21 protein-coding genes and 2 pseudogenes are annotated in these 20,837 nt (G+C 40.4%); 16 read left to right on the forward strand and 7 right to left on the reverse strand.

Annotated features, from left to right (window positions below; all coding sequences use genetic code 11):
• Window positions 1–502: 502 nt before the first annotated feature.
• Window positions 503–1,186 carry a carbonate dehydratase gene (gene can / locus BKK52_RS09050; protein WP_077421565.1) on the forward strand — a complete coding sequence of 228 codons (684 nt, stop codon included), beginning with the start codon at window positions 503–505 and terminating at the stop codon, window positions 1,184–1,186.
• Window positions 1,187–1,306: 120 nt separating this feature from the next.
• Window positions 1,307–1,630, forward strand: a complete 324-nt coding sequence (locus tag BKK52_RS09055) for an HI1450 family dsDNA-mimic protein (RefSeq protein WP_077421566.1) — start codon at window positions 1,307–1,309, stop codon at window positions 1,628–1,630.
• Between the two features lie 90 nt (window positions 1,631–1,720).
• Here BKK52_RS09055 and qseC read toward each other — a convergent pair whose 3' ends face one another.
• The 4 genes from qseC to thrS all read right to left on the reverse strand — a co-directional run bounded on the left by qseC (window position 1,721) and on the right by thrS (window position 6,369).
• Complete coding sequence (gene qseC / locus BKK52_RS09060) at window positions 1,721–3,073, reverse strand: quorum sensing histidine kinase QseC (RefSeq protein ID WP_077474220.1); 1,353 nt, start codon at window positions 3,071–3,073, stop codon at window positions 1,721–1,723.
• Window positions 3,063–3,731 (reverse strand): response regulator, encoded by a 669-nt coding sequence (locus BKK52_RS09065; protein WP_077474221.1) that lies wholly within the window; start codon window positions 3,729–3,731, stop codon window positions 3,063–3,065. The genes qseC and BKK52_RS09065 overlap by 11 nt, the downstream gene beginning before the upstream one ends.
• Window positions 3,732–3,867: 136 nt before the next feature.
• Entirely contained in the window at window positions 3,868–4,239 is a 372-nt protein-coding gene (locus BKK52_RS09070) for a YgiW/YdeI family stress tolerance OB fold protein (protein WP_077474219.1), read from the reverse strand.
• 198 nt (window positions 4,240–4,437) lie between these two features.
• The gene (gene thrS / locus BKK52_RS09075; RefSeq protein WP_077478547.1) at window positions 4,438–6,369 is read right to left on the reverse strand and encodes a threonine--tRNA ligase; all 1,932 of its coding nucleotides are present in this window, start codon (window positions 6,367–6,369) and stop codon (window positions 4,438–4,440) included.
• Between the two features lie 271 nt (window positions 6,370–6,640).
• Here thrS and BKK52_RS09080 point away from each other — a divergent pair, with 271 nt between their 5' ends.
• The 14 genes from BKK52_RS09080 to hybG all read left to right on the forward strand — a co-directional run bounded on the left by BKK52_RS09080 (window position 6,641) and on the right by hybG (window position 19,749).
• The gene (locus BKK52_RS09080) at window positions 6,641–7,225 is read left to right on the forward strand and encodes an FMN-dependent NADH-azoreductase (RefSeq protein ID WP_077474217.1); all 585 of its coding nucleotides are present in this window, start codon (window positions 6,641–6,643) and stop codon (window positions 7,223–7,225) included.
• 146 nt (window positions 7,226–7,371) lie between these two features.
• A complete protein-coding gene (gene trpE / locus BKK52_RS09085; RefSeq protein WP_077474216.1) occupies window positions 7,372–8,919 on the forward strand; it encodes an anthranilate synthase component I in 1,548 nt (515 codons plus the stop codon).
• Window positions 8,920–8,929: 10 nt separating this feature from the next.
• The gene (locus tag BKK52_RS09090) at window positions 8,930–9,511 is read left to right on the forward strand and encodes an aminodeoxychorismate/anthranilate synthase component II (protein WP_077474215.1); all 582 of its coding nucleotides are present in this window, start codon (window positions 8,930–8,932) and stop codon (window positions 9,509–9,511) included.
• 27 nt (window positions 9,512–9,538) lie between these two features.
• Complete coding sequence (locus BKK52_RS09095; RefSeq protein ID WP_077474214.1) at window positions 9,539–9,925, forward strand: tautomerase family protein; 387 nt, start codon at window positions 9,539–9,541, stop codon at window positions 9,923–9,925.
• Window positions 9,926–9,996: 71 nt separating this feature from the next.
• Window positions 9,997–10,998, forward strand: a complete 1,002-nt coding sequence (gene trpD / locus BKK52_RS09100) for an anthranilate phosphoribosyltransferase (RefSeq protein ID WP_077421575.1) — start codon at window positions 9,997–9,999, stop codon at window positions 10,996–10,998.
• Between the two features lie 8 nt (window positions 10,999–11,006).
• Entirely contained in the window at window positions 11,007–11,594 is a 588-nt protein-coding gene (locus BKK52_RS09105; protein ID WP_077478548.1) for a hypothetical protein, read from the forward strand.
• Window positions 11,584–13,005 (forward strand): bifunctional indole-3-glycerol-phosphate synthase TrpC/phosphoribosylanthranilate isomerase TrpF, encoded by a 1,422-nt coding sequence (trpCF, locus tag BKK52_RS09110; RefSeq protein ID WP_077421848.1) that lies wholly within the window; start codon window positions 11,584–11,586, stop codon window positions 13,003–13,005. The genes BKK52_RS09105 and trpCF overlap by 11 nt, the downstream gene beginning before the upstream one ends.
• Window positions 13,006–13,261: 256 nt before the next feature.
• Window positions 13,262–14,392: a hydrogenase 2 small subunit gene (gene hybO / locus BKK52_RS09115; protein WP_077474212.1), complete on the forward strand. Its 1,131-nt coding sequence runs from the start codon at window positions 13,262–13,264 to the stop codon at window positions 14,390–14,392.
• Between the two features lie 22 nt (window positions 14,393–14,414).
• On the forward strand, window positions 14,415–15,455 hold the full coding sequence (gene hybA / locus BKK52_RS09120) for a hydrogenase 2 operon protein HybA (protein WP_077474211.1): 1,041 nt from the start codon (window positions 14,415–14,417) through the stop codon (window positions 15,453–15,455).
• Window positions 15,448–16,674 carry a Ni/Fe-hydrogenase cytochrome b subunit gene (gene hybB, locus BKK52_RS09125; protein WP_077478549.1) on the forward strand — a complete coding sequence of 409 codons (1,227 nt, stop codon included), beginning with the start codon at window positions 15,448–15,450 and terminating at the stop codon, window positions 16,672–16,674. The genes hybA and hybB overlap by 8 nt, the downstream gene beginning before the upstream one ends.
• Window positions 16,674–18,383, forward strand: coding sequence for a hydrogenase 2 large subunit (hybC, locus tag BKK52_RS09130; RefSeq protein ID WP_077478550.1), 1,710 nt, complete (start codon window positions 16,674–16,676; stop codon window positions 18,381–18,383). Before hybB ends, hybC begins: the two co-directional genes overlap by 1 nt.
• A complete protein-coding gene (locus BKK52_RS09135; RefSeq protein ID WP_077478551.1) occupies window positions 18,383–18,889 on the forward strand; it encodes a HyaD/HybD family hydrogenase maturation endopeptidase in 507 nt (168 codons plus the stop codon). Before hybC ends, BKK52_RS09135 begins: the two co-directional genes overlap by 1 nt.
• A gap of 45 nt (window positions 18,890–18,934) precedes the next feature.
• Window positions 18,935–19,444, forward strand: a complete 510-nt coding sequence (gene hybE, locus BKK52_RS09140; protein WP_077478552.1) for a hydrogenase-2 assembly chaperone — start codon at window positions 18,935–18,937, stop codon at window positions 19,442–19,444.
• Window positions 19,445–19,473: 29 nt separating this feature from the next.
• Window positions 19,474–19,749, forward strand: a complete 276-nt coding sequence (hybG, locus tag BKK52_RS09145; protein ID WP_077421839.1) for a hydrogenase maturation factor HybG — start codon at window positions 19,474–19,476, stop codon at window positions 19,747–19,749.
• 59 nt (window positions 19,750–19,808) lie between these two features.
• Here hybG and BKK52_RS14235 read toward each other — a convergent pair.
• The 3 genes and pseudogenes from BKK52_RS14235 to BKK52_RS09160 all read right to left on the reverse strand — a co-directional run.
• Window positions 19,809–19,922: pseudogene (locus BKK52_RS14235) on the reverse strand (IS481 family transposase); the annotation flags it as partial.
• A gap of 365 nt (window positions 19,923–20,287) precedes the next feature.
• Window positions 20,288–20,740 (reverse strand): hypothetical protein, encoded by a 453-nt coding sequence (locus BKK52_RS13765; RefSeq protein WP_208606153.1) that lies wholly within the window; start codon window positions 20,738–20,740, stop codon window positions 20,288–20,290.
• Window positions 20,670–20,837, reverse strand: a pseudogene (locus BKK52_RS09160) (IS1595 family transposase); the annotation flags it as partial. The gene BKK52_RS13765 and the pseudogene BKK52_RS09160, both read right to left, overlap by 71 nt.

A 20,837-nucleotide genomic window follows, 5' to 3' on the forward strand; every position in this document is an offset into this window, starting at 1 on the left:
TGTTATCAGGTTGTACCCGCAGGCGGAGGGGGGAAAAGAGCGGTTACTTTTCACTGAGTTTTTGCAACTTTGTTGCAATCCCCCTTAAGGTGCCGCCTCGCTCCCTGTAAAAGGAGGGAGCGAAAAATTATCTATTTGTGCAACTGCTACATAATGCCGTATGGAACTTTACTGCATTAAAATTCAATGAAAACCGATAAAGCCTTGAAATACTCATTTCAAGGCTTTTATATTATCCGTATGCGACCAATGAAACTCGGCTAAATTCTTGAATTTTAGTAATACGTTTAGTAGGATCTTACCTTAATTATCAAGACAAAAAGACGTGCTACTATGCTATGTACCGCCAACCTACTTTCAAGCACGCAAATCGAAAACGTAAACCCAAAGAAGGGCGTGCCTTTGTGTATCATCGCCATTCTAAAAAGAATTAAATCTTATACGTTATAGGGCTAATTACATTAAAGTGCGGTCAAATTTTTTATATTTTTGAGGAAAGTTAATGAACAAGATCGAACAACTTTTTGCCAATAATTCAAGCTGGGCGCAGCGCATGAAAGAGGAAAATTCTACCTATTTCAAAGAACTTGCCGATCACCAAACGCCACACTACCTTTGGATTGGTTGCTCCGATAGCCGCGTCCCGGCTGAAAAACTCACTAATTTAGAACCCGGTGAATTATTTGTACACCGTAATGTGGCAAACCAAGTGATCCATACGGATCTTAACTGCCTTTCCGTTGTACAATATGCCGTTGATGTCCTCAATATCGAGCATATTATTATTTGCGGTCACACCAACTGTGGCGGCATTAAAGCGGCAATGGCTGACCAAGATTTGGGATTAATTAATAATTGGCTCCTTCATATTCGTGACATTTGGTTTAAACATGGCCATATGCTTGGCAAACTTTCCCCGGAAAAACGTGCCGATATGCTGACCAAAATTAATGTTGCCGAACAAGTTTATAACCTTGGGCGCTCCTCTATTGTAAAAAGCGCATGGGAAAGAGGGCAAAAACTCTCCCTCCACGGTTGGGTTTATGATGTCAATGATGGTTTTTTAGTAGATCAAGGGGTGATGGCAACCAGCCGCGAAACCCTCGAAATATCCTATCGAAATGCGATTGCCCGATTGCTCACTTTAGAAGAGGAAGATATTTTGAAAAAAGATCAAAACGAGTAATTCATCCATATAAGAAATACTTAAGATCAGGTGTCATTTCCTTATCAAAAACATCAAGGAATTTGACCGCACTTTTTATTTCAGTATCATACAGCAAATCTAATGAATAAGAGACAATATATGACAACCGAACTTCAAAAACTCGATCCCGATGCCGCCATTGATATGGCTTATGATATCTTCTTAGAAATGGCGGAGGAAAACCTCGATCCGGCCGATGTAATATTATTTAATCTTCAATTTGAAGAACGTGGGGCGGTGGAATTTGTGGAAACCGCAGAAAATTGGGAAGAAGAAATTGGCGTGTTAATTGACCCGGATGCGTTTGCCGAAGTCTGGATTGGTTTGGTTAATGATAAAGATGAAATGGATGATATCTTTGCCAAATTCCTGATTTCTCACCGTGAGGAAGATCGGCAATTCCATGTTATTTGGAAACCCTAATTTCCCTAAAATCTGAAGAACTTCTAATAAATTTGCACCTTAAAGGCTTCCTCTTTAAGGTGCAAATTGCGATATGCTAAACCGCTGTTACTAGAGTTGGATAATGGCACGAAAACCGATGATGTTCCCCTCCTCTACCACATTTTCTAGCCGAACTTTGTAATGATGCAGCTCTGCAATCCGAAATACAATGGAAAGCCCTAAACCACTTCCCTTTTCATTTTGTCCTGCTGGGCGATAAAAGCGTTGTCCTAATCGGGCTAAATCACTTTCACTCACCCCGCCGCCGTTGTCTTCTACAATAATGTGATTTTTAGATAGAATAATGTTTACCGATGCCCCTGATTTTGCATATTTAATGGCATTATCAATTAGATTTCTCAACATGAGCGAAGCCAAAATAGGTTGCCCTTTCTTTTCTAACGGAACGGATTGTTCTTTAAAAGATAAATCAATATGTCGCTTTTGTGCATAGCTATAAAGCTCACTAATCAAAGAAGGAATAATCGCTTGCCATTTTACGGGTTGTAATTCTTCCAGTTCTTTTAAATTGTCTAAACGGGATAAGGTTAAAAGCTGCTCAATTAGCTGACCGGCACGATCAATCCCTTGCGTTAAATTCGCCAAAGCTTGTTCCCGCAAGGCATTATCCTCCCCCGCAAGTTGGGCGACTTCCGTTTGAATTCGCAAAGCGGTTAAGGGACTGCGTAATTCATGGGCGGCATCCGAGGTAAAACGACGCTCTCTTTTTAACATCGCAGAAGTGCGGTCAAAAAATTGATTTAAATTTTTCACTAACGGCAAAATTTCCGTTGGGACGTTTGAAGTATCAAGTAGCGAAATATCCCCCGGTTTTCTTCCTAACAGTTCACGACTTAATTGATTAATCGGTTTTAAGGCTTGGTGAATTAAATAAAAAACCACAGCCAATAAAATCGGTAAGCTGCCAAACCAAATCGCAGTTTGTCCAAAAACCATTTTATTGACTAATTCTTCCCGATATTCAATTTCCTGACCCACCGCAATACGCAATTCCCCTTGTGCCACAGGTAACCAATAAATTCGCCATTTATCATCATCGTTTTCGATGTAGGCTGAAGCAAATCCTTCTTTATCACTAAAAATAAAATGATCGCCGTTATCCCCATCACTTAATAGTCGCTCCCCGTTTTTTGAAAAGATCGCAAAAGCCAGGGCATCGTCATCATATTTTCGTTTTAGGGGTTTAAATCCACCACGATTAAACTCGGTATTACCCAGTAAAATATTTTGTAAATCCGAGGTAGCAAGACGCTCGGCAAACAGCACTTGCTGAGCATCAAACACTTCATAAGCTTCTTTTTTAGCGACTTTCCAAGCCACAAAAGTGGAAATCAACCATACGAACAGGGCAATCAAAAATAATCCGCTCATCAAGCGGAACTTTAAACTTTTATTTGTCATCATGTTGCCCCAGTGCGTAGCCTACACCATGAACGGTACGAATAAATTGTTTGCCGAGTTTTTGGCGTAAATTATAAATATGCACATCTAAGGCAGCACTGCTAATTTCCTCTTCCCATGTGGATAATTTTTCTTCAATGGTTGAGCGGGAAAGCACACGATCTTTATTCAGCATAAAAAGCTCTAACAGCTTATATTCCCGAGTGGTAAGAGAAAGCGGTTCATCATTTAATCGAACACTTCGCTGGTTCGGATCAAGCGTAACATTCAGGTGGGTAAGTAGCGGTGTGGTATGTCCATAGCTACGGCGGATCAACGCTTGCAGACGTGCAACAACTTCTGCCAGTGCAAAAGGCTTACAAAGATAATCATCCGCCCCTTTTTGTAGCCCTTTTACACGTTCATCTAAGGTATCACGCGCCGTCAAAATCAGCACAGGAATAGACTGATTATGGCTTCGCCATTGTTGTAACACATCCAATCCATCCATTTTCGGCAAGGTGAGATCTAACACAACCGCATCATAGGGCGCGGCATTGAGGGCATTAAAACCGGTTTTTCCATCTGTAAACCAATCCACTACAAATCCGGATTTGGATAACCCAATTTGTAGCCCATTGCCGATTAACGCATCATCTTCAATTAATAAAATTCGCATAAATTTATTCACAAACTCGTTCATTCGTTTGTTCACCTCTCACGAGGCCGTTGGCAAAGCCAACGTTCAAAAACAGCGTTTTTGTGCACGCGCTTTCAAAACAAAATGGTGAGCAAAACGCCCACCATTTTTATGATTAATTCACTTTTTCAATACTGTATACATCAACTTCTGCTTTTTCAAAAGCATCGTTATCCAATTTTCCTGTAATTTTAACTTTATCTTGCGGCCCAACATTTAAACCGTTCCATACACGATCTTTAATTTCCACTTTAATTTGTGCTGAACCATCGGTGAAAAGATAATCATCTTTATCAATTTGCTGGGTAATATTTCCTACTAAACTCACCATCGTATTATCTTTTTCCGATAAAGCTTGTTTAACGCTAATCACTTGTGCAGGCGCTTGTTTAAATCCGCCTTGAGCGGTATTGGTATTTCCATTAAAACCGGCAAAAGCTGTTGAGGTCGCAATGGCAAGCAATGTGGCTAATGTTAATTTTTTCATAAAGTTTTCCTCTTAAATTTAGGGTTAATCATTCATTTTTCAAAGCATCGTTGCTTTGTTGAGGTGTATTAAACCGCATAAATCTTAAGAAAAAGTTAAGAAACCTTCATTTTTCTTAAAATTGATAAAAAAGGCTAGTGACAACCTAGCCTTTTATCGTTTACCGCCTACAAAGTGCGGTTGTTTTTTACGATGTTTTTATTCTTCGTTGAGTAATTTTAATTCACGGTTTCTTACTTGTTTTTTCAAGATTTCCGCAAATTCTTCTATACTGAACGAGCCAAGATCAACCCCTTTACGGGTACGCACTGCCACCTTACCTTCTGCGATTTCTTTATCACCACAAACCAGCATATAAGGCACACGGCGTAAGGTATGTTCACGAATTTTAAAACCGACTTTTTCGTTTCGTAAATCCGTTTTCACCCGTAAACCGGCATCAGATAACCGTTTTGCTACCTGTTGAACATAATCGGCTTGGCTATCGGTGATATTCATCACCACAGCTTGTGTTGGGGCTAACCATGGTGGGAAGAAACCAGCGTATTCTTCTGTAATGATACCGATGAAACGCTCAATTGAACCCAAAATTGCACGGTGGATCATCACCGGTGTTTTACGGCCATTATCTTCGGCAACATAAGTCGCCTCTAAGCGATCCGGTAAGGCAAAGTCTAACTGCACCGTACCGCATTGCCATTCACGCCCTAAACTATCACGCAATGCAAACTCAATTTTCGGCCCATAGAATGCCCCTTCACCTTCTTGAACTTCATATTTAAGCTGATTGTGCGCCAAGGCGGCGGCAAGGCCGGCTTCCGCACGATCCCACATTTCATCCGAACCAATACGGTTTTCAGGGCGGGTGGAAAGCTTCACATAAATATCGTTAAAGCCGAAAGTGCTGTAAATGTCGTAAACCATTTTAATACAGCTGGTTACTTCACTTTCGATTTGATCTTCCGTACAGAAAATATGGGCATCATCTTGGGTGAAACCACGTACCCGCATTAATCCATGTAAAGAACCGGAAGGCTCGTTACGGTGACAAGAACCAAATTCCGCCATACGAATAGGTAAATCACGGTAAGATTTTAACCCTTGATTGAAAATCTGCACATGCCCCGGGCAGTTCATCGGTTTAATGGCATATTCACGATTTTCCGATTGTGTCGTAAACATGAGATCGCCATAGTTTTGCCAGTGCCCTGTTTTCTCCCACAATACACGATCCATCATAAACGGACCTTTCACTTCTTGATAATCGTATTCTTTTAATTTTGTGCGGACAAAGGTTTCAAGCTCACGGAAAATTGTCCAACCATCATTGTGCCAAAACACCATACCCGGTGCTTCTTCTTGCATATGGTACAAATCTAAGGCTTTACCGATTTTACGGTGATCACGTTTTGCCGCTTCTTCCAAGCGTTGTAAATATTCGGCTAATTGTTTTTTATCTGCCCAAGCCGTGCCATAGATACGTTGTAACATTTTATTTTTGCTGTCACCACGCCAATATGCGCCTGCCACTTTTTGTAATTTGAAATGATGACAAAAACGCATATTCGGCACATGCGGTCCACGACACATATCAATATATTCTTCATGATGATATAACGCCGGTGTTGCCGTGCGTTCAATATTTTCATCTAAAATTGCCATTTTATACGGCTCGCCACGTTGCTCAAAGGTATCTCGTGCCTCTTGCCAGCTCACGCGTTTTTTCACCACGTCATAATTGGTTTTCGCCAATTCAAGCATACGTTTTTCAATCGCTTCTAAATCTTCTTGGGTTAAAGAGCGATCTAAATCCACGTCATAATAAAAGCCGTTTTCAATGGTTGGACCGATAGCCATTTTCACATCTGGGAATAATTGCTTGATGGCATGACCTAATAAATGGGCACAAGAATGACGGATAATCTCTAAACCGTCTTCATCTTTTGCGGTAATGATTTCCAATGTGGCATCTTGCTCGATAAGATCACAGGCATCACGGCGTTCACCGTTGACACGACCGGCAATGGTTGCTTTGGCAAGACCCGCACCAATATCCTGAGCCACTTCAAGTACGGAAACAGGGCGATCAAATTGACGTTGGGAACCGTCAGGTAAAGTAATAATTGGCATAGTTATTCCTTAATACAGTGGTCACCCACACGAAAGGTGACATGTTCGTTTAAAAATTCAATAAAAATTAACCGCACTTGGCTTCATTCCTACCATTGAATAAAGAAAATGCGGTGGCGAATTCTATCACTTTCCTATAATCTTGTTAAATAGAAAACAGCCTTGATATTTTCATAAAAAGAAATAATGTTTTTCTTAAAAATAACTTTATCTATGAAAAAATAAACACTAGAATCGCAGCCCTTATTTTACACAAGTTAAAGGAAATAAAATGAGCAACGTATTGGTGTTAAAATCAAGCATTCTTGCTGATAATTCTCAGAGTAACAAATTAGTGGATTATACAATCGAAAAACTACAAGGTGACAATATTGTGGTTCGGGATTTAGCCAAAGATCCACTGCCTCACTTCGATGCCACAGCGGCTATTGCGGTGCGGGGCGAACCTAAAACAGAAGAAGAAAAACAACTTCTCGCCCTTTCAGATGAACTGGTTTCTGAACTAAAAAATGCCGATACCTTAGTTATCGGTGCACCGATGTATAACTTGAATATCCCCACTCAATTAAAATCTTATTTTGATTTCATCGCCCGTCCACGTGTCACATTTCAATATACGGCAAATGGCCAGGAAGGTTTATTGCAAGGTAAAAAAGCCATTGTATTATGCGCATTTGGCGGACTATACGATGATGAAAATCTTGTCACACAATATATGAAAGCTATTTTAGGTTTTGTGGGAATTACTGACGTACAGTTCGTGTATGCAAAAGGTATCGGTTTTGGCCCTGAAGCAATTGAAAAAGCAATACAATCTGCCAAAGAAAAAATTAGTGATATTTTGACCGCACTTTAGTCCTTTCTTAAGCCATCTTTCGAGATGGCTTTCTTTTTTCCTTGCCAATACATATTTTGTGAAATGAAATAGAATTTTTAAATCTTTTCTTGACTTATTTATTTTGTACTAGTTTAATAGTACAAAATTTTAAGAAGGATAAAAAAATGCAAAACAAGGCTTTTATTGCGGTAACCACACAACCTGTTTCTTATCATTCAGATACTACCGCCATTTTTAATACATTATGCCATCATCCTAATACATTGCTCCTCGACTCTGCTGAAATTGGCAGTAAAAATAGCTTACAAAGCCTTATATTGATCAATGCGGCAGTTAAGATTACTTGTGTTGGTCACAACGTCACATTTAAAGCATTAAATGCCAATGGTAAACAGGTTTTGAAAGCCATTTTGCCTGTTTTGAATACGCTAACGCCGATAAGTGCGGTCGATTTTGATGATGAATTTTCTGTCGATTTCCCCCCACTTGATAATCAATTGGATGAAGACAGTAAATTACAATCAGCAACCATTTTTGATGGGTTACGAGTGGTTTCAAACCTTTACCAACACAGTGATACCGCGGTTTTTTTAGGCGGATTATTGGCTTATGATTTAGTGGGTCATTTCATTCCGATGAATGATATCACTTTAAAAGATGACGGAATTTCTTGCCCGGATTACCGCTTTTATCTTGCCGAACATCTCATCACGATTGATCATAAAACTCAGCAGGCAACACTGAAAAGTTATTGTTTCTCACAAGAAGAACAAGTTAATGTGGCAAAAACCGCCCTTGCTATCACACAAAAATTAAAAAATGTTGATCACATTTTATCGATTAAACCGGCAAGTGATGAGGTGAAAACCAATTTTGAGGACGCTGAATTTATCAATGTAGTGAAAGCCTTAAAACACCATATTAATATTGGGGATGTGTTCCAAATTGTGCCTTCACGCCGCTTTTCTCTTGCCTGCCCTAATCCACTGGCAAGTTATGCTCAACTGAAACAAAATAACCCAAGTCCTTATATGTTCTATATGAACGATGAAGAATTCATTTTGTTCGGCGCCTCACCGGAAAGTGCGCTGAAATATAAAGCCCAAAACCGTCAGTTAGAAATTTACCCGATTGCCGGCTCACGTCCACGCGGATTTGATGCACACGGTAATATTGATCCTGAATTGGATGCCCGTTTAGAGCTGGAACTACGCTTAGATCATAAAGAACAAGCAGAACATTTAATGCTCGTGGATTTAGCCCGTAACGATATTGCCCGGGTTTGTCAAAGTGGTACGCGTCAAGTGGCAGAATTAATGCAAGTGGATCGCTATTCGCATATTATGCATTTGGTTTCCCGTGTGGTGGGTAAACTTCGCCCGGAATTAGACGCTCTTCACGCTTACCAAGCCTGTATGAATATGGGAACACTTACCGGTGCACCAAAAATCAAAGCGATGCAACTTATTTATCAATATGAGCAGCAAAAACGCCATAGCTATGGTGGTTCGGTGGGTTACCTCACTTCCGATGGCAATTTAGACACTTGTATCGTGATTCGCTCTGCCTTTGTTCAAAAAGGTATCGCCCATGTACAGGCAGGCTGTGGTGAAGTGTTAGATTCCGATCCGCAAATGGAAGCCGATGAAACCCGACACAAAGCCGCCGCAGTATTAAAAGCAATTCGTCAAATCAACACACAAGCCAAATAAGGAATACGTTATGGCAAATATTCTTTTTTTAGATAACTTTGATTCCTTCACTTACAATCTTGTGGATCAATTTCGTGTTTTAGGTCATCAGGTTAAAATTTACCGCAATGATTGTGATTTAACACAACTTGTTGACACGGCATTAGGCACACCCAATACTATTCTTGCCCTCTCTCCGGGGCCGGGTACGCCTGCTGAGGCAGGCATTTTATTGCCGTTAATTGAACGTTTAAAAGACAAAATCCCCATTATTGGTATTTGTTTAGGTCATCAAGCGTTAATTCAAGCCTTTGGGGGAAAGGTAGTTCACGCCGGTGAAGTATTACACGGGAAAGTCTCTCAAATCAGTCATGATGGTGAGGCAATGTTTAAAGGTCTTGCCAACCCCATGCCTGTCGCCCGCTATCATTCTCTTATGGGGCAAGATTTACCGGCAGAATTTGTCATCAATGCAGAATACAACGGTATTATTATGGCAATTCGCCACCGTAACTTGCCAATTTGCGCATTCCAATTCCACCCGGAAAGTATTTTAACGGTACAAGGGTCGCAACTCTTACAACAATCCATTGAATGGTTACTTAATCACTAAAAAAATAAACATGATAAGGAAATTAACATGATTACTGTATTTGGACTTAAATCTCAACTCACGCCACGCAAAGCCATGTTAGCTGAGGTCATTTATAACAGCCTTTATTTAGGCTTAGATATTCCAAAAGGAAAACATGCGATTCGCTTTTTAGGCTTAGAGAAAGAAGATTTTTACTACCCTTTTGATCGTAGCGACGATTACACCGTCATTGAAATCAATTTAATGGCAGGCCGAATGGAAGGGACAAAAAAACGCTTAATCAAAATGTTATTCAGTGAGCTTGAATATAAACTGGGTATCCGTGCCCATGATGTGGAAATCACGATTAAAGAACAACCGGCCCATTGCTGGGGTTTCCGTGGAATGACCGGCGATGAAGCTCGTGATTTGGATTATGATATTTATGTCTAACCCTTATCACCGGTAAGCTTATAACAACAACGCCTAATTAGGATAATCCAGAACATAACAAGGAACAGACGATGCAACACAACCCTTTATTAGAACAACTTTACAACGGTTGCCAACTCAATCAATCAGAAAGTACCGCACTTTTTAACGCCGTCATTCAAGGCGAGCTGTCTAACGAACAAATCGCAGCGATGCTGATTGCATTAAAATTGCGTGGTGCAAACATTGAGGAAATCAGCGGTGCTGTGGCTGCCTCTCTACAAAATGCGAAACCTTTTCCATCTCCTGATTATCCTTTTGCCGATATTGTCGGCACGGGGGGAGATGGGCAAAATACCATTAATATTTCCACCGCAAGTTGTATTGTGGCGGCAACAATGGGGGCGAAGGTTGCAAAACACGGTAATCGTAGCGTGTCCAGCCAATCCGGGGCAAGTGATGTATTAACCGCACTAGGCGTAAATATCAATGTTTCTGCACAATCCGCACGCCAAGCCTTAGACGAAATCGGCGTGTGCTTTTTATTTGCACAGCAGTATCACCCCGGTTTTCGCTATGTTGCACCGGTCCGTGCCGCATTAAAAACCCGCACAATATTTAACATTCTTGGCCCACTCATTAACCCTGCCCGCCCGACTTACCATTTACTTGGTGTTTATGCCCCGGAATTAGTCAAAACCTACGCAGAAACTGCCGTTGCTCTAGGACATAAACAGACGTTTATCGTCCATGGCGCAGGTTTAGATGAAGTGGCATTACACGGCGAAACACAGGTGGCGGAGGTGAAAAAAGGTCAAATTGACTATTTCACCTTAACACCTTCTGATTTTGGGCTGAAAACTCAATCCATTGAAAGCCTACGAGGCGGCAATCCACAAGAAAATGCCAAAATTTTGACTGCACTTTTACAGGGTAAAGGCAAAGCTGAACATGCCAATGCGGTTGCTGCTAATACGGCGTTATTGCTTAAACTGTTCGGCTATGAAGATCTTAAGCAAAATACGCAAAATGTATTGGAAACCTTAGCCACCGGTCAAGCTTTTGAAACATTGCAAAAATTAACGGAATATTAGGGTATTTCATGTGTTTCCAGTATTCAGCCGAAGATAGATATCTAATTGATAAAGAATTTATAGATAAAATAAAGGAAGAACAGCGTCGTAAAATTGCTAGTTTTATACTTAGAATAATATTAGTTCCCATAATTGTATATTTATCATATAGCATAGATATAACTCAATCTGAAACGGGGAAATTATACGGTTTGTTAATGTTATCTATGTTAGGTCTTATGTTACCTATTTTTCTAGTGAAAGCTATATCTTTAGGGATTTTATTTATATTAAAACCAACAATGTTAGTCACTAATATTATTATTTATGTTATAAATAAACTTACTAAATTAGATTTGCCTACTGATAGTGGAAACGAATTAGCTACGGAAGATTATTTTAAATTACTAATTTTAGTTTCCTATATCATTATTTCCAGCTGTTTATTATGGTTTACCTTTTTTGAAATAGAAAATGAAAATTACAGAACTATTGTTGCAACAACAGTATCAATTTTATATGGTTCCGCAATATCAAAATTCTTAGACCCTCTACTTTTAATTGCAGGGTTTGATATTGAAATATTAAAAAAGAGAAAAAAGAAAAATGATAAATAAAGAACAACCAACAATCCTTCAAAAAATCATTCTTGATAAAGCCAAATGGGTGAAAGCCAAAGAAGCGGCATTTCCACTTGGTAAATTTCAACAAAATATCACAAAATCCGACCGCGCTTTTTATGAGGCCCTATCAAAAAGCTCCCACCAAAAACCGGCTTATATTTTGGAATGTAAAAAAGCCTCACCTTCAAAAGGATTAATTCGTGAGGAATTTAATTTAGCGGAAATCGCCAATGTTTATAAACATTATGCCTCAGCCGTTTCTGTGCTGACCGATGAACAATACTTCCAAGGAAATTTTGAATTTTTGCCGCAAGTGCGAAATATCGTGTCCCAACCGGTGCTTTGCAAAGATTTTATGATAAGCGAATATCAGGTCTATCTTGCCCGCTATTATCAAGCAGATGCGATTTTATTAATGCTTTCTGTCGTCAATGATGAAACTTATCGGATGTTGGCAAACCTTGCCCATTCATTAGGTATGGGCGTATTAACGGAAACCAGCAATGAAGAAGAGTTTGAACGTGCTTTATCGCTCGGTGCAAAAATCATCGGGGTGAATAATCGAAATTTGCATGATCTCACGGTGGATTTAAATCGGGTTGTTGAATTAACGGAAAAATATGCCGATCGCATACCGGCTGATGTTCGTATTATCAGTGAATCCGGTATTTATGATCATCAGCAAATCCGTCAACTCCAATCTGTTGCACAGGGATTTTTAATTGGTAGTAGCCTAATGGGCAGTGCAGATTTAAACAATGCCGTTCGTGCGGTAATTTTGGGTGAAAATAAAGTGTGTGGCTTAACACGCAGCCAAGATGTTAAAACCGTTTATGAAAGCGGTGCGCTTTATGGTGGATTAATCTTTGCCGAAAAGTCAAAACGTTGTATCAGCTTGCGTCAGGCGCAAGAATTAGTCACCGCAGCACCACTTCGCTTTGTTGGCGTGTTTCAAAATCAAGAGATTGATTTTATTGTAAAAATTGCTCAACAACTCAGCCTTTATGCCGTGCAATTACATGGTGAAGAAACAGCGGCGTTTATCGCTGATCTTCGCGCTAAATTGCCTGAGCGCTGCCAAATTTGGAAAGCGCTATCAATCGACATTCATGAAAAAAGTGCGGTTAATTTTAGCGATGATCTCAATGTTGCCCGTTATATTATCGACAGCCGAACAGCAAATCAGCAAGGAGGCACAGGTAAACCCTTCGATTGGACGTTAATTCCTGAAACGCTAAAATACAAAACGATTTTAGCCGGCGGTATTTCAGCGGAAAATGTTGAACAAGCAATGAAACAAGGTTGTTTAGGGGTTGATCTGAATTCCGGTGTAGAAAGTATGCCCGGTGTGAAAGATGAGGAAAAAGTGCGGTCGGTTTTTGATAAGATTTTTAATTTCAACTAGCCCTTTTCCCTAAGCTCTGCCAAATTCAGCAGAGCTTAAATTTTACTTGTGCTAAAAATTAAAATTATCAATGCATTCTCTGATTTAAGCTAATCAATTAATAACTATTCTCATACAGCAAAACATTTTGTTCACAAATAACCCACAAATTTGATACAAATCATTCGTTTTGTGATATTGATCAATTTTTCTTTATTCAAAAAGTTCTATCATTTCACAAATGACCGTAAATTTTGTGTGTCTTTGGAGTGATACTATGGGGAATCAAGATAACGTTTTTTCTACGTTGGCGGATATTTCTCGCCGGGATTTTATGAAATTATGCAGCGCACTTGCGGCGACAATGGGGCTAAGCTCAAAAGCGGGGGCGGAAATGACTGCAGCAATGACCAATCCTGCTCGTCCGCCGGTGATTTGGATTGGTGCACAAGAATGTACCGGCTGTACAGAATCCTTACTACGTGCGACCCACCCTACTGTTGAAAACCTCGTCCTCGACCTGATTTCCCTTGAATATCACGAAGCGCTTTCTGCCGCTTTCGGTGAACAAGCAGAAGAAAATAAACACCACGCTATTGAGAAATATTACGGTAAATATGTGCTGGTGGTAGATGGTTCAATTCCACTAAAAGATGGCGGCATCTATTGTATGGTTGCAGGCAAGCCGATTGTCGAGCATATTCGTGAAGCGGCAAAAGGTGCAGCAGCGATCATTGCAATTGGATCTTGTTCCTCTTGGGGCGGTGTGCCATCAAGCGGAGGTAATCCGACCGGTGCAGTCAGCCTTGCGGAGGCCTTGCCAAAAGGTATGCCGGTCATCAATATCCCGGGCTGTCCGCCAAATCCTCATAACTTCTTAGCCACGGTTGCTTACATCATCACCTATAAAAAATTACCGGCAATGGATAAACTCAATCGTCCGTTATTTGCTTACGACCGTCTTATTCACGAAAACTGTTATCGCCGACCGCACTTTGATGCCGGGCGTTTTGCCAAAGAATTTGGTGATTATGGTCATCGCCACGGTTGGTGTTTATACCATCTTGGCTGTAAAGGTCCGGAAACTTACGGTAACTGCTCTACACTTGAATTTTGTGATGTGGGAGGAAATAACTGGCCGGTGGGTATCGGACATCCTTGCTATGGTTGCAATGATAAAGGCATTGGCTTTACCAAAGGTATCTTTCAACTCGCCAATGTAGAAAATCCAACCCCTCGGGTCAATAAACCCGATGTGAATAATGTAGAAGGCGAAAGCGCATCAATGACAGCGGTTGGGTTACTTGGCGGTGCGGCTGCTATTTTAGCCGGTGTGAGCGTGCTTACCTTAAAAGAACTAAGCAAGCAGCATAAAACCAATCGTAGCTCTGATGAACAAGCCCGTTAATATGAGTAATCAGGAAAATAAAATGGATAGACGAAATTTCCTTAAAGCCGGTTTGCTCGGAACGGTAACATCCGGTCTTCCTGTGACAAAAGTACAAGCCGTTGAAAACCTACCTCCAATCCCAAACGCCTTAGGAATGCTTTATGATTCAACCCTTTGTGTGGGTTGTCAAGCCTGTGTGGCAGAATGTCAGCAAATCAATAAAACGCCAACCAATCCTAACGGCGAGCAAACGTGGTCAAATAATGACAAACTCACCCCCTTCACCCGAAATATTATTCAAGTATGGAGTGAGGGGGAAGGAAAAAATAAAGATCAATCCGAAAACGGTTATGCGTATATTAAAAAACAATGTATGCATTGTGTTGATCCAAACTGTGTCTCTGTTTGTCCTGTACAAGCCTTAACGAAAGATCCTAAAACCGGCATTGTGAAATACGATCCCGATATTTGTACAGGTTGTCGTTATTGTATGGTGAGTTGCCCTTTCGATGTACCAAAATATGATTACGATAATCCATTTGGTCAAATCAGTAAATGTGAGTTATGCAATCAAAAAGGCGTAGAACGCTTAGATAAAGGCGGATTACCGGGTTGCTGTCATGTTTGTCCAACAGGTGCCATTATTTTTGGTACCCGTGAAGAACTCTTGGCTGAAGCAAAACACCGCTTAAGTTTGTTACGCGGTAGCGAATATGATTATCCACGCCAACATATCCATAGTACCGACAAATATCGGGCTACCGTCCCCGCCTATCAGTATCGTGTATATGGTGAAACCGAAGGGGGAGGCACACAGGTGTTGGTATTAAGTGGCGTTCCCCAGGAAAATCTCGGGTTACCGGATCTCGATAACATTGCAACCGGTGCCCGTGCGGCACACTTACAACATTTCTTATATCGAGGAATGGCATTACCGCTTATTGCATTAGCAGGTCTTACAATGATGACCTACAAAAATATGCACGGTGATAAAATCAAGGCTCGTATTGATGCTCAAAAAGAAGCGATGCGCCAAGCTCGTAAAGAAATGGAAGAAACGGAGGATGAACATAATGGGTAATCCACGTCCGGTTGGCGGACGACTAATTTCCGCCACAATTCTCTTTTTTGCCCCCTTAGCGATAATTTGTACCTTGCTAATTATCAAACGGTTGTTTTTTGGAATAGGTTCTGTTACCGCACTCAACGGTGGTTATCCTTGGGGAATATGGATTGCTTTCGATTTGCTTGTCGGTACAGGATTTGCTTGTGGTGGCTGGGCATTGGCTTGGGTGGTTTATATTTTTAATAAAGGGAAATATCATCCTCTCGTTCGTCCGGCATTGCTTGCCAGTCTATTCGGTTATGCCTTAGGCGGGCTTTCTATCACCATTGATATGGGGCGTTATTGGCACTTGCCTTACTTCTATGTACCGGGGCAGTTTAACACCAATTCCGTGCTATTTGAAACCGCCTTCTGTATGACCGTGTATATCATTGTTGTCACACTTGAATTTGCTCCTGTTTGGCTTGGTTTCTTTGGATTAAAAAAATGGTTCGACAAGCTCAATAAAATTATGTTTTTTGTGATCGCGCTTGGCGCACTACTGCCAATGATGCACCAATCCTCCATGGGATCGCTAATGATTGTTGCCGGACACAAGATTCATCCGGTTTGGCAAAGCTATGAAATGTTACCCATTTTATCCTTGCTCACTGCATTCATTATGGGCTTCTCAATTGTTATCTTTGAAGGCTCGCTCGTCAGTGCCGGGCTTGCCGGTAAAACCCCTGATGAACGTTCTCTTTTCAGCCAGCTTGCAAAAATTACAGCGGGTTTAATCGCACTTTTCCTTGTTGTACGTTTTGGTGAATTGATTTACCACGATAAACTTCATTATGTGCTTGGTTTTGACAAACTAGGACAATTTGAGGCTTGGATGTTCTGGTTGGAAATATGGTTAATGACATTACCCCTACTCACTCTTTTCCTCGGTGAAAAGAAATCCGATTCACGTTGGCTGTTTATCTCAGCACTCAGTATGTTATTAGGTGCCGCCTTATGGCGTTTAAATTATTCATTAATTATGTACAACCCGGGAAATGGTTATCGCTATTTTCCATCAGCAGAAGAATTGTTGATTTCTATCGGCTTTGTTTCTATTGAAATTTGTGCCTATATCTTGATTATCCGTCTTTTCCCTGTCCTACCGGTATTAAAAGAAAAACGTAATGAAGATTCGGAACAAGTTATTGCAGAAAAAGCAGCATTCAGTAAAAAAATGAGTGGAGCAAAATAATGACTGAAAAAAAACGTATCTCAATCGACCCTATTACACGTATTGAAGGTCATTTACGTATCGATTGTGAAATTGAAAATGGTGTTGTTACCAATGCTTGGTCTTCCGGCACAATGTGGCGTGGAATGGAAAATATAGTAAAAGGTGCAGATCCTCGTGATGCTTGGATGATTATGCAACGAATTTGTGGTGTCTGCACCACAGTACACGCCATTGTCAGTGTGAGAGCAGTAGAAGATGCAATTGGTGCCAAGGTACCGGTAAATGCACAATACATTCGTAATATGATTTTATCCGCTCACAGTATGCATGATCATATCGTTCATTTTTATCAGCTTTCTGCTATGGACTGGGTGGATATTACTGCTGCCCTTAAAGCAGATCCGGACAAAGCGGCGGATATGTTAAAAGGGATTTCTACTTGGTCGCTCAATAGTGCTAATGAATTTCGTAATGTGCAGAAAAAAATTCAGTCTCTGGTTGATAGCGGTCAACTGGGGATTTTTGCAAACGGCTATTTCGGTCATCCTGCAATGAAATTACCGCCGGAAGTCAATTTAATTGCGGTGGCACACTATCTCCACGCTCTTGAATGTCAACGGGATTGTAATCGCATTGTGGCATTGCTTGGCGGTAAATCACCCCATATTCAAAACTTAGCCATTGGCGGTGTCGCCAACCCAATTAATTTAGATTCACAAGCGGTCTTAAATTTAGAACGTTTAATGTTCGTCAAAGCCTGTATTGATCGATTAAATGACTTCGTTAATCAGGTCTATAAGGTCGATACTGCGGTGATCGCCGCTTATTATCCCGAATGGCTTAGTTTGGGTAAAACATCAGGTAATTACCTATCCGTACCGGAATATCCAATTGATAGCGAAAATGCCCAATTTGCTTTAACAGGCGGCTATATCGAAAATTTTGATTTAAATACTTTCCGCCCTATCACTCAACAAAAAGACGAATTTGTTGTGAAAGGCATCAAAGAAAGCGGTAAACACGCCTGGTATGAAGATGATGAAGCCCTTGAACCTTGGGTTGGTTTAACTCGTCCGAAATATACCGGCTGGCAAGATGACGGGAAATATTCTTGGGTGAAAGCCCCAAGTTTCTACGGTAAAGTAGTCGAAGTCGGTCCGCTTGCCTATTTAATGTGTAATTTAGCAAGCCAAGATGAAAAAACCTTAAAACACTTCAATCAAATTAAAGGCATATATGAAACCTTAACCGGTAATCCCCTTTCCATCGAACACTTGCATTCCACACTCGGACGTATTACCGGTCGTACCGTGCATTGTTGTGCACTGAATGATATTCTCGTGCAACAATGGCAATTACTCATTGATAATATCGGCACCGGTGATACCGTGGCGTATTTAAAAACGGACATTCCACAAAATGGCGAATTTAAAGGGGTTGGCTTTGGTGAAGTACCACGTGGTATGCTTTCCCACTGGATTGTGATTAAAAATGGTCGTATTGAAAACTATCAAGCCGTTGTGCCCTCTACTTGGAATGCCGGCCCACGTAATCAAAATGATGAAATGGGACCTTACGAGCTTTCCATTATCGGCACACCGGTTGCTGATCCAACCAAACCGCTTGAGGTCGTCCGTACTATTCACTCTTTTGATCCTTGTATGTCTTGTGCCGTACATATCATCAATACCGAAAATGGTGAAGTCACACAAGTGAAGGTGCTGTAATGAAACCGCTGATTTTAGGTGTAGGTAATATTTTATTAGGCGATGAAGGCGTGGGGGTAAGGGTTGCTCAAGCCTTGGAAAATCGCCCGGAAATTCAACCGCACTTTGATGTTATTGATGGTGGCACCTGTGGAATGGAACTCCTGGATGAAATGGCAAACCGCGATCATATCATCATTATTGATGCCGTCCTTGCCAACAAACAACCGGGCGAAATGGTCATCTTATACGATGACCAAGTTCCGGTATTTTTCTCTCAAAAAATATCGCCCCATCAACTTGGTATTTGTGATGTTCTCTCCGCATTAAAACTGACAGGCGAATTTCCTAAAAATTTATGCTTAGTCGGCATTCAACCGGAAACATTAGAACCGCAAATTGCGCTTAGTGAGAAAATTAAAGCGATGTTTCCGACCATTTTTGAAACACTGGAAACGGTTTTGAAAAAATATGGCTTTCAAACCAGTCTGTGTGAAAATGTTTCATATAAACAATCAGCCGTTTAGCCTTGCACAAATTATGCCAATTCTTACGCCAATGTTATATAAATTATGTATCGACACGAAAAAATAGCCCAAAATTCCACCGCACTTGAAAATATCATTCAGGGATTTGAACAAGATCCCTCTGCATTATTTCAATCTTCAATGCTAGAAGTGGCAAAAAATATGCAAGATTTGCCTTTTTATCGGCAAGGTATTGAATGTTATTGCCCCAAATTTATCCTCTTTGAACAGCAATGGATTGGCTCGGTTGTTACGCCTTGGATGCTTAGTGTGGTGATTTTACCCGGTAAAGATCAACAATGGGAGGCGCGAGAAATCGGTGATAAACTCACTGTCCAATTGCCTTATAAAGCGCTCACGTTCACAGTAAGCGGAATGGAAAACATCCCCCAATACTTAAGTTGTTCGCTCCATTCTCCTATTGATCCTTCGCTAACCAACGCACAAGCAATTCAACTATCACAGGATTGTTTAAGAATGATTTTATCTATGCCAACTGCCTCCCCTACTTTTGATTCAAATCGTCGTAACCTATTCAGTGCGATGGTAAAATAAGTGGCGTTTTAACAGGAGTGATATAAATTATGTGTTTAGGTGTGCCGGGACAAATCGTCAAAATGGGTGATAATGCCCTTCAACTTGCTACCGTGGAAGTATGCGGTGTCAAACGTGAGGTGAATATCTCGCTCATTTGTGAAAGTGATCCGACTGAGTTATTAGGCAAATGGGTTCTTGTTCACGTAGGCTTTGCGATGAGTATTATTGATGAGCAGGAAGCCAAGCAAACTCAAGAAGCCTTGATGGCGATGAGCCAATTAGAACATGAAGTCGATGATTTTTTAGGGCTGAATCAACAATAATTTGTATAAGATCAAATCCAATCTGACAGTTCCCATTTAAAATTACAGTGCCTGTCAGATTAATTTGAGCTTAAGTTCCTTTCAAGCCAAATTCGTTTTCCATCAAGCAACGTGTCCATTGGTATTCTTCCACAACTCATTTTTCCTTGATGGGTTCGATGATAGCCATAATAGACTATGGCTATGCTTATTTTTCAGCAACAATCCCTAGCAAGCGTAGCGTGTGTGAAACACAGTTTCACGCACAGAATAATTAGTTCGTGCGTGGATTTTCAAATCTACACATGCTACGCTTGCTATTATTGTGAAACATTATTATTAAATAAGCATCTTTTATATAATTCCTCATTACCACTGTACTTTTCTCTACAAATATTGATAACTTGCATCCTTGACTCCTCATAAAGATAACTATCATTCCAATCCCAAAAACCTTTATGCATTGGATTAAGAAAATGCCCGCATCCAGTTAAAAATAAACATATATAGAAATATTTAAAAAGCTTTATTATCATATACGTTACCTCTTTTGATATTTTCAGATTTGATTAATGTAGGCAAAGAATAATTCTCGCCATTTTTCCACATAATCCTTATATAAATCAGATTCAATTTTCTTTCCTTTTCCATCTAGAATATCGTTTCCAAAAGCATTCTTCACATACTGTGCTGGAACCTCAGCAAAATAACTGCTATGAGAATAACATAACCAACATTCCCCACCAGTTGTATCATTAAAGCCTGTTAGCCCCAAATTCCATTTGTTTCCCACAAAGTCAGCTTTATGAACAGCTGAATATGTGCTACTTTGATAATTTTTGCCGTCTTTATCAGTATAACTATACCCATTTCGTTTCAGTTGTTCCGCATAAGCCTGAACGTTAGCACGGAAAAAATTAAGGGGCTGACGTAGATTAGCCCTAAATTCCACACCATTTTCGCAACATTTTAAGTTGCTCTTTTGGTGTTCCAAAGTTAAACCGAAATTCACATTCCTTCAAGAATAAGGGAAAATTTTTTCGGTCGATTCCATTATATTTTCGGAGTATCCGCTTGGCTTGGCTCCAAAAATTTTCAATGCCGTTAAT

The sequence above is a fragment of the Rodentibacter trehalosifermentans genome (assembly GCF_002000545.1).
Taxonomy (GTDB): domain Bacteria; phylum Pseudomonadota; class Gammaproteobacteria; order Enterobacterales; family Pasteurellaceae; genus Rodentibacter; species Rodentibacter trehalosifermentans.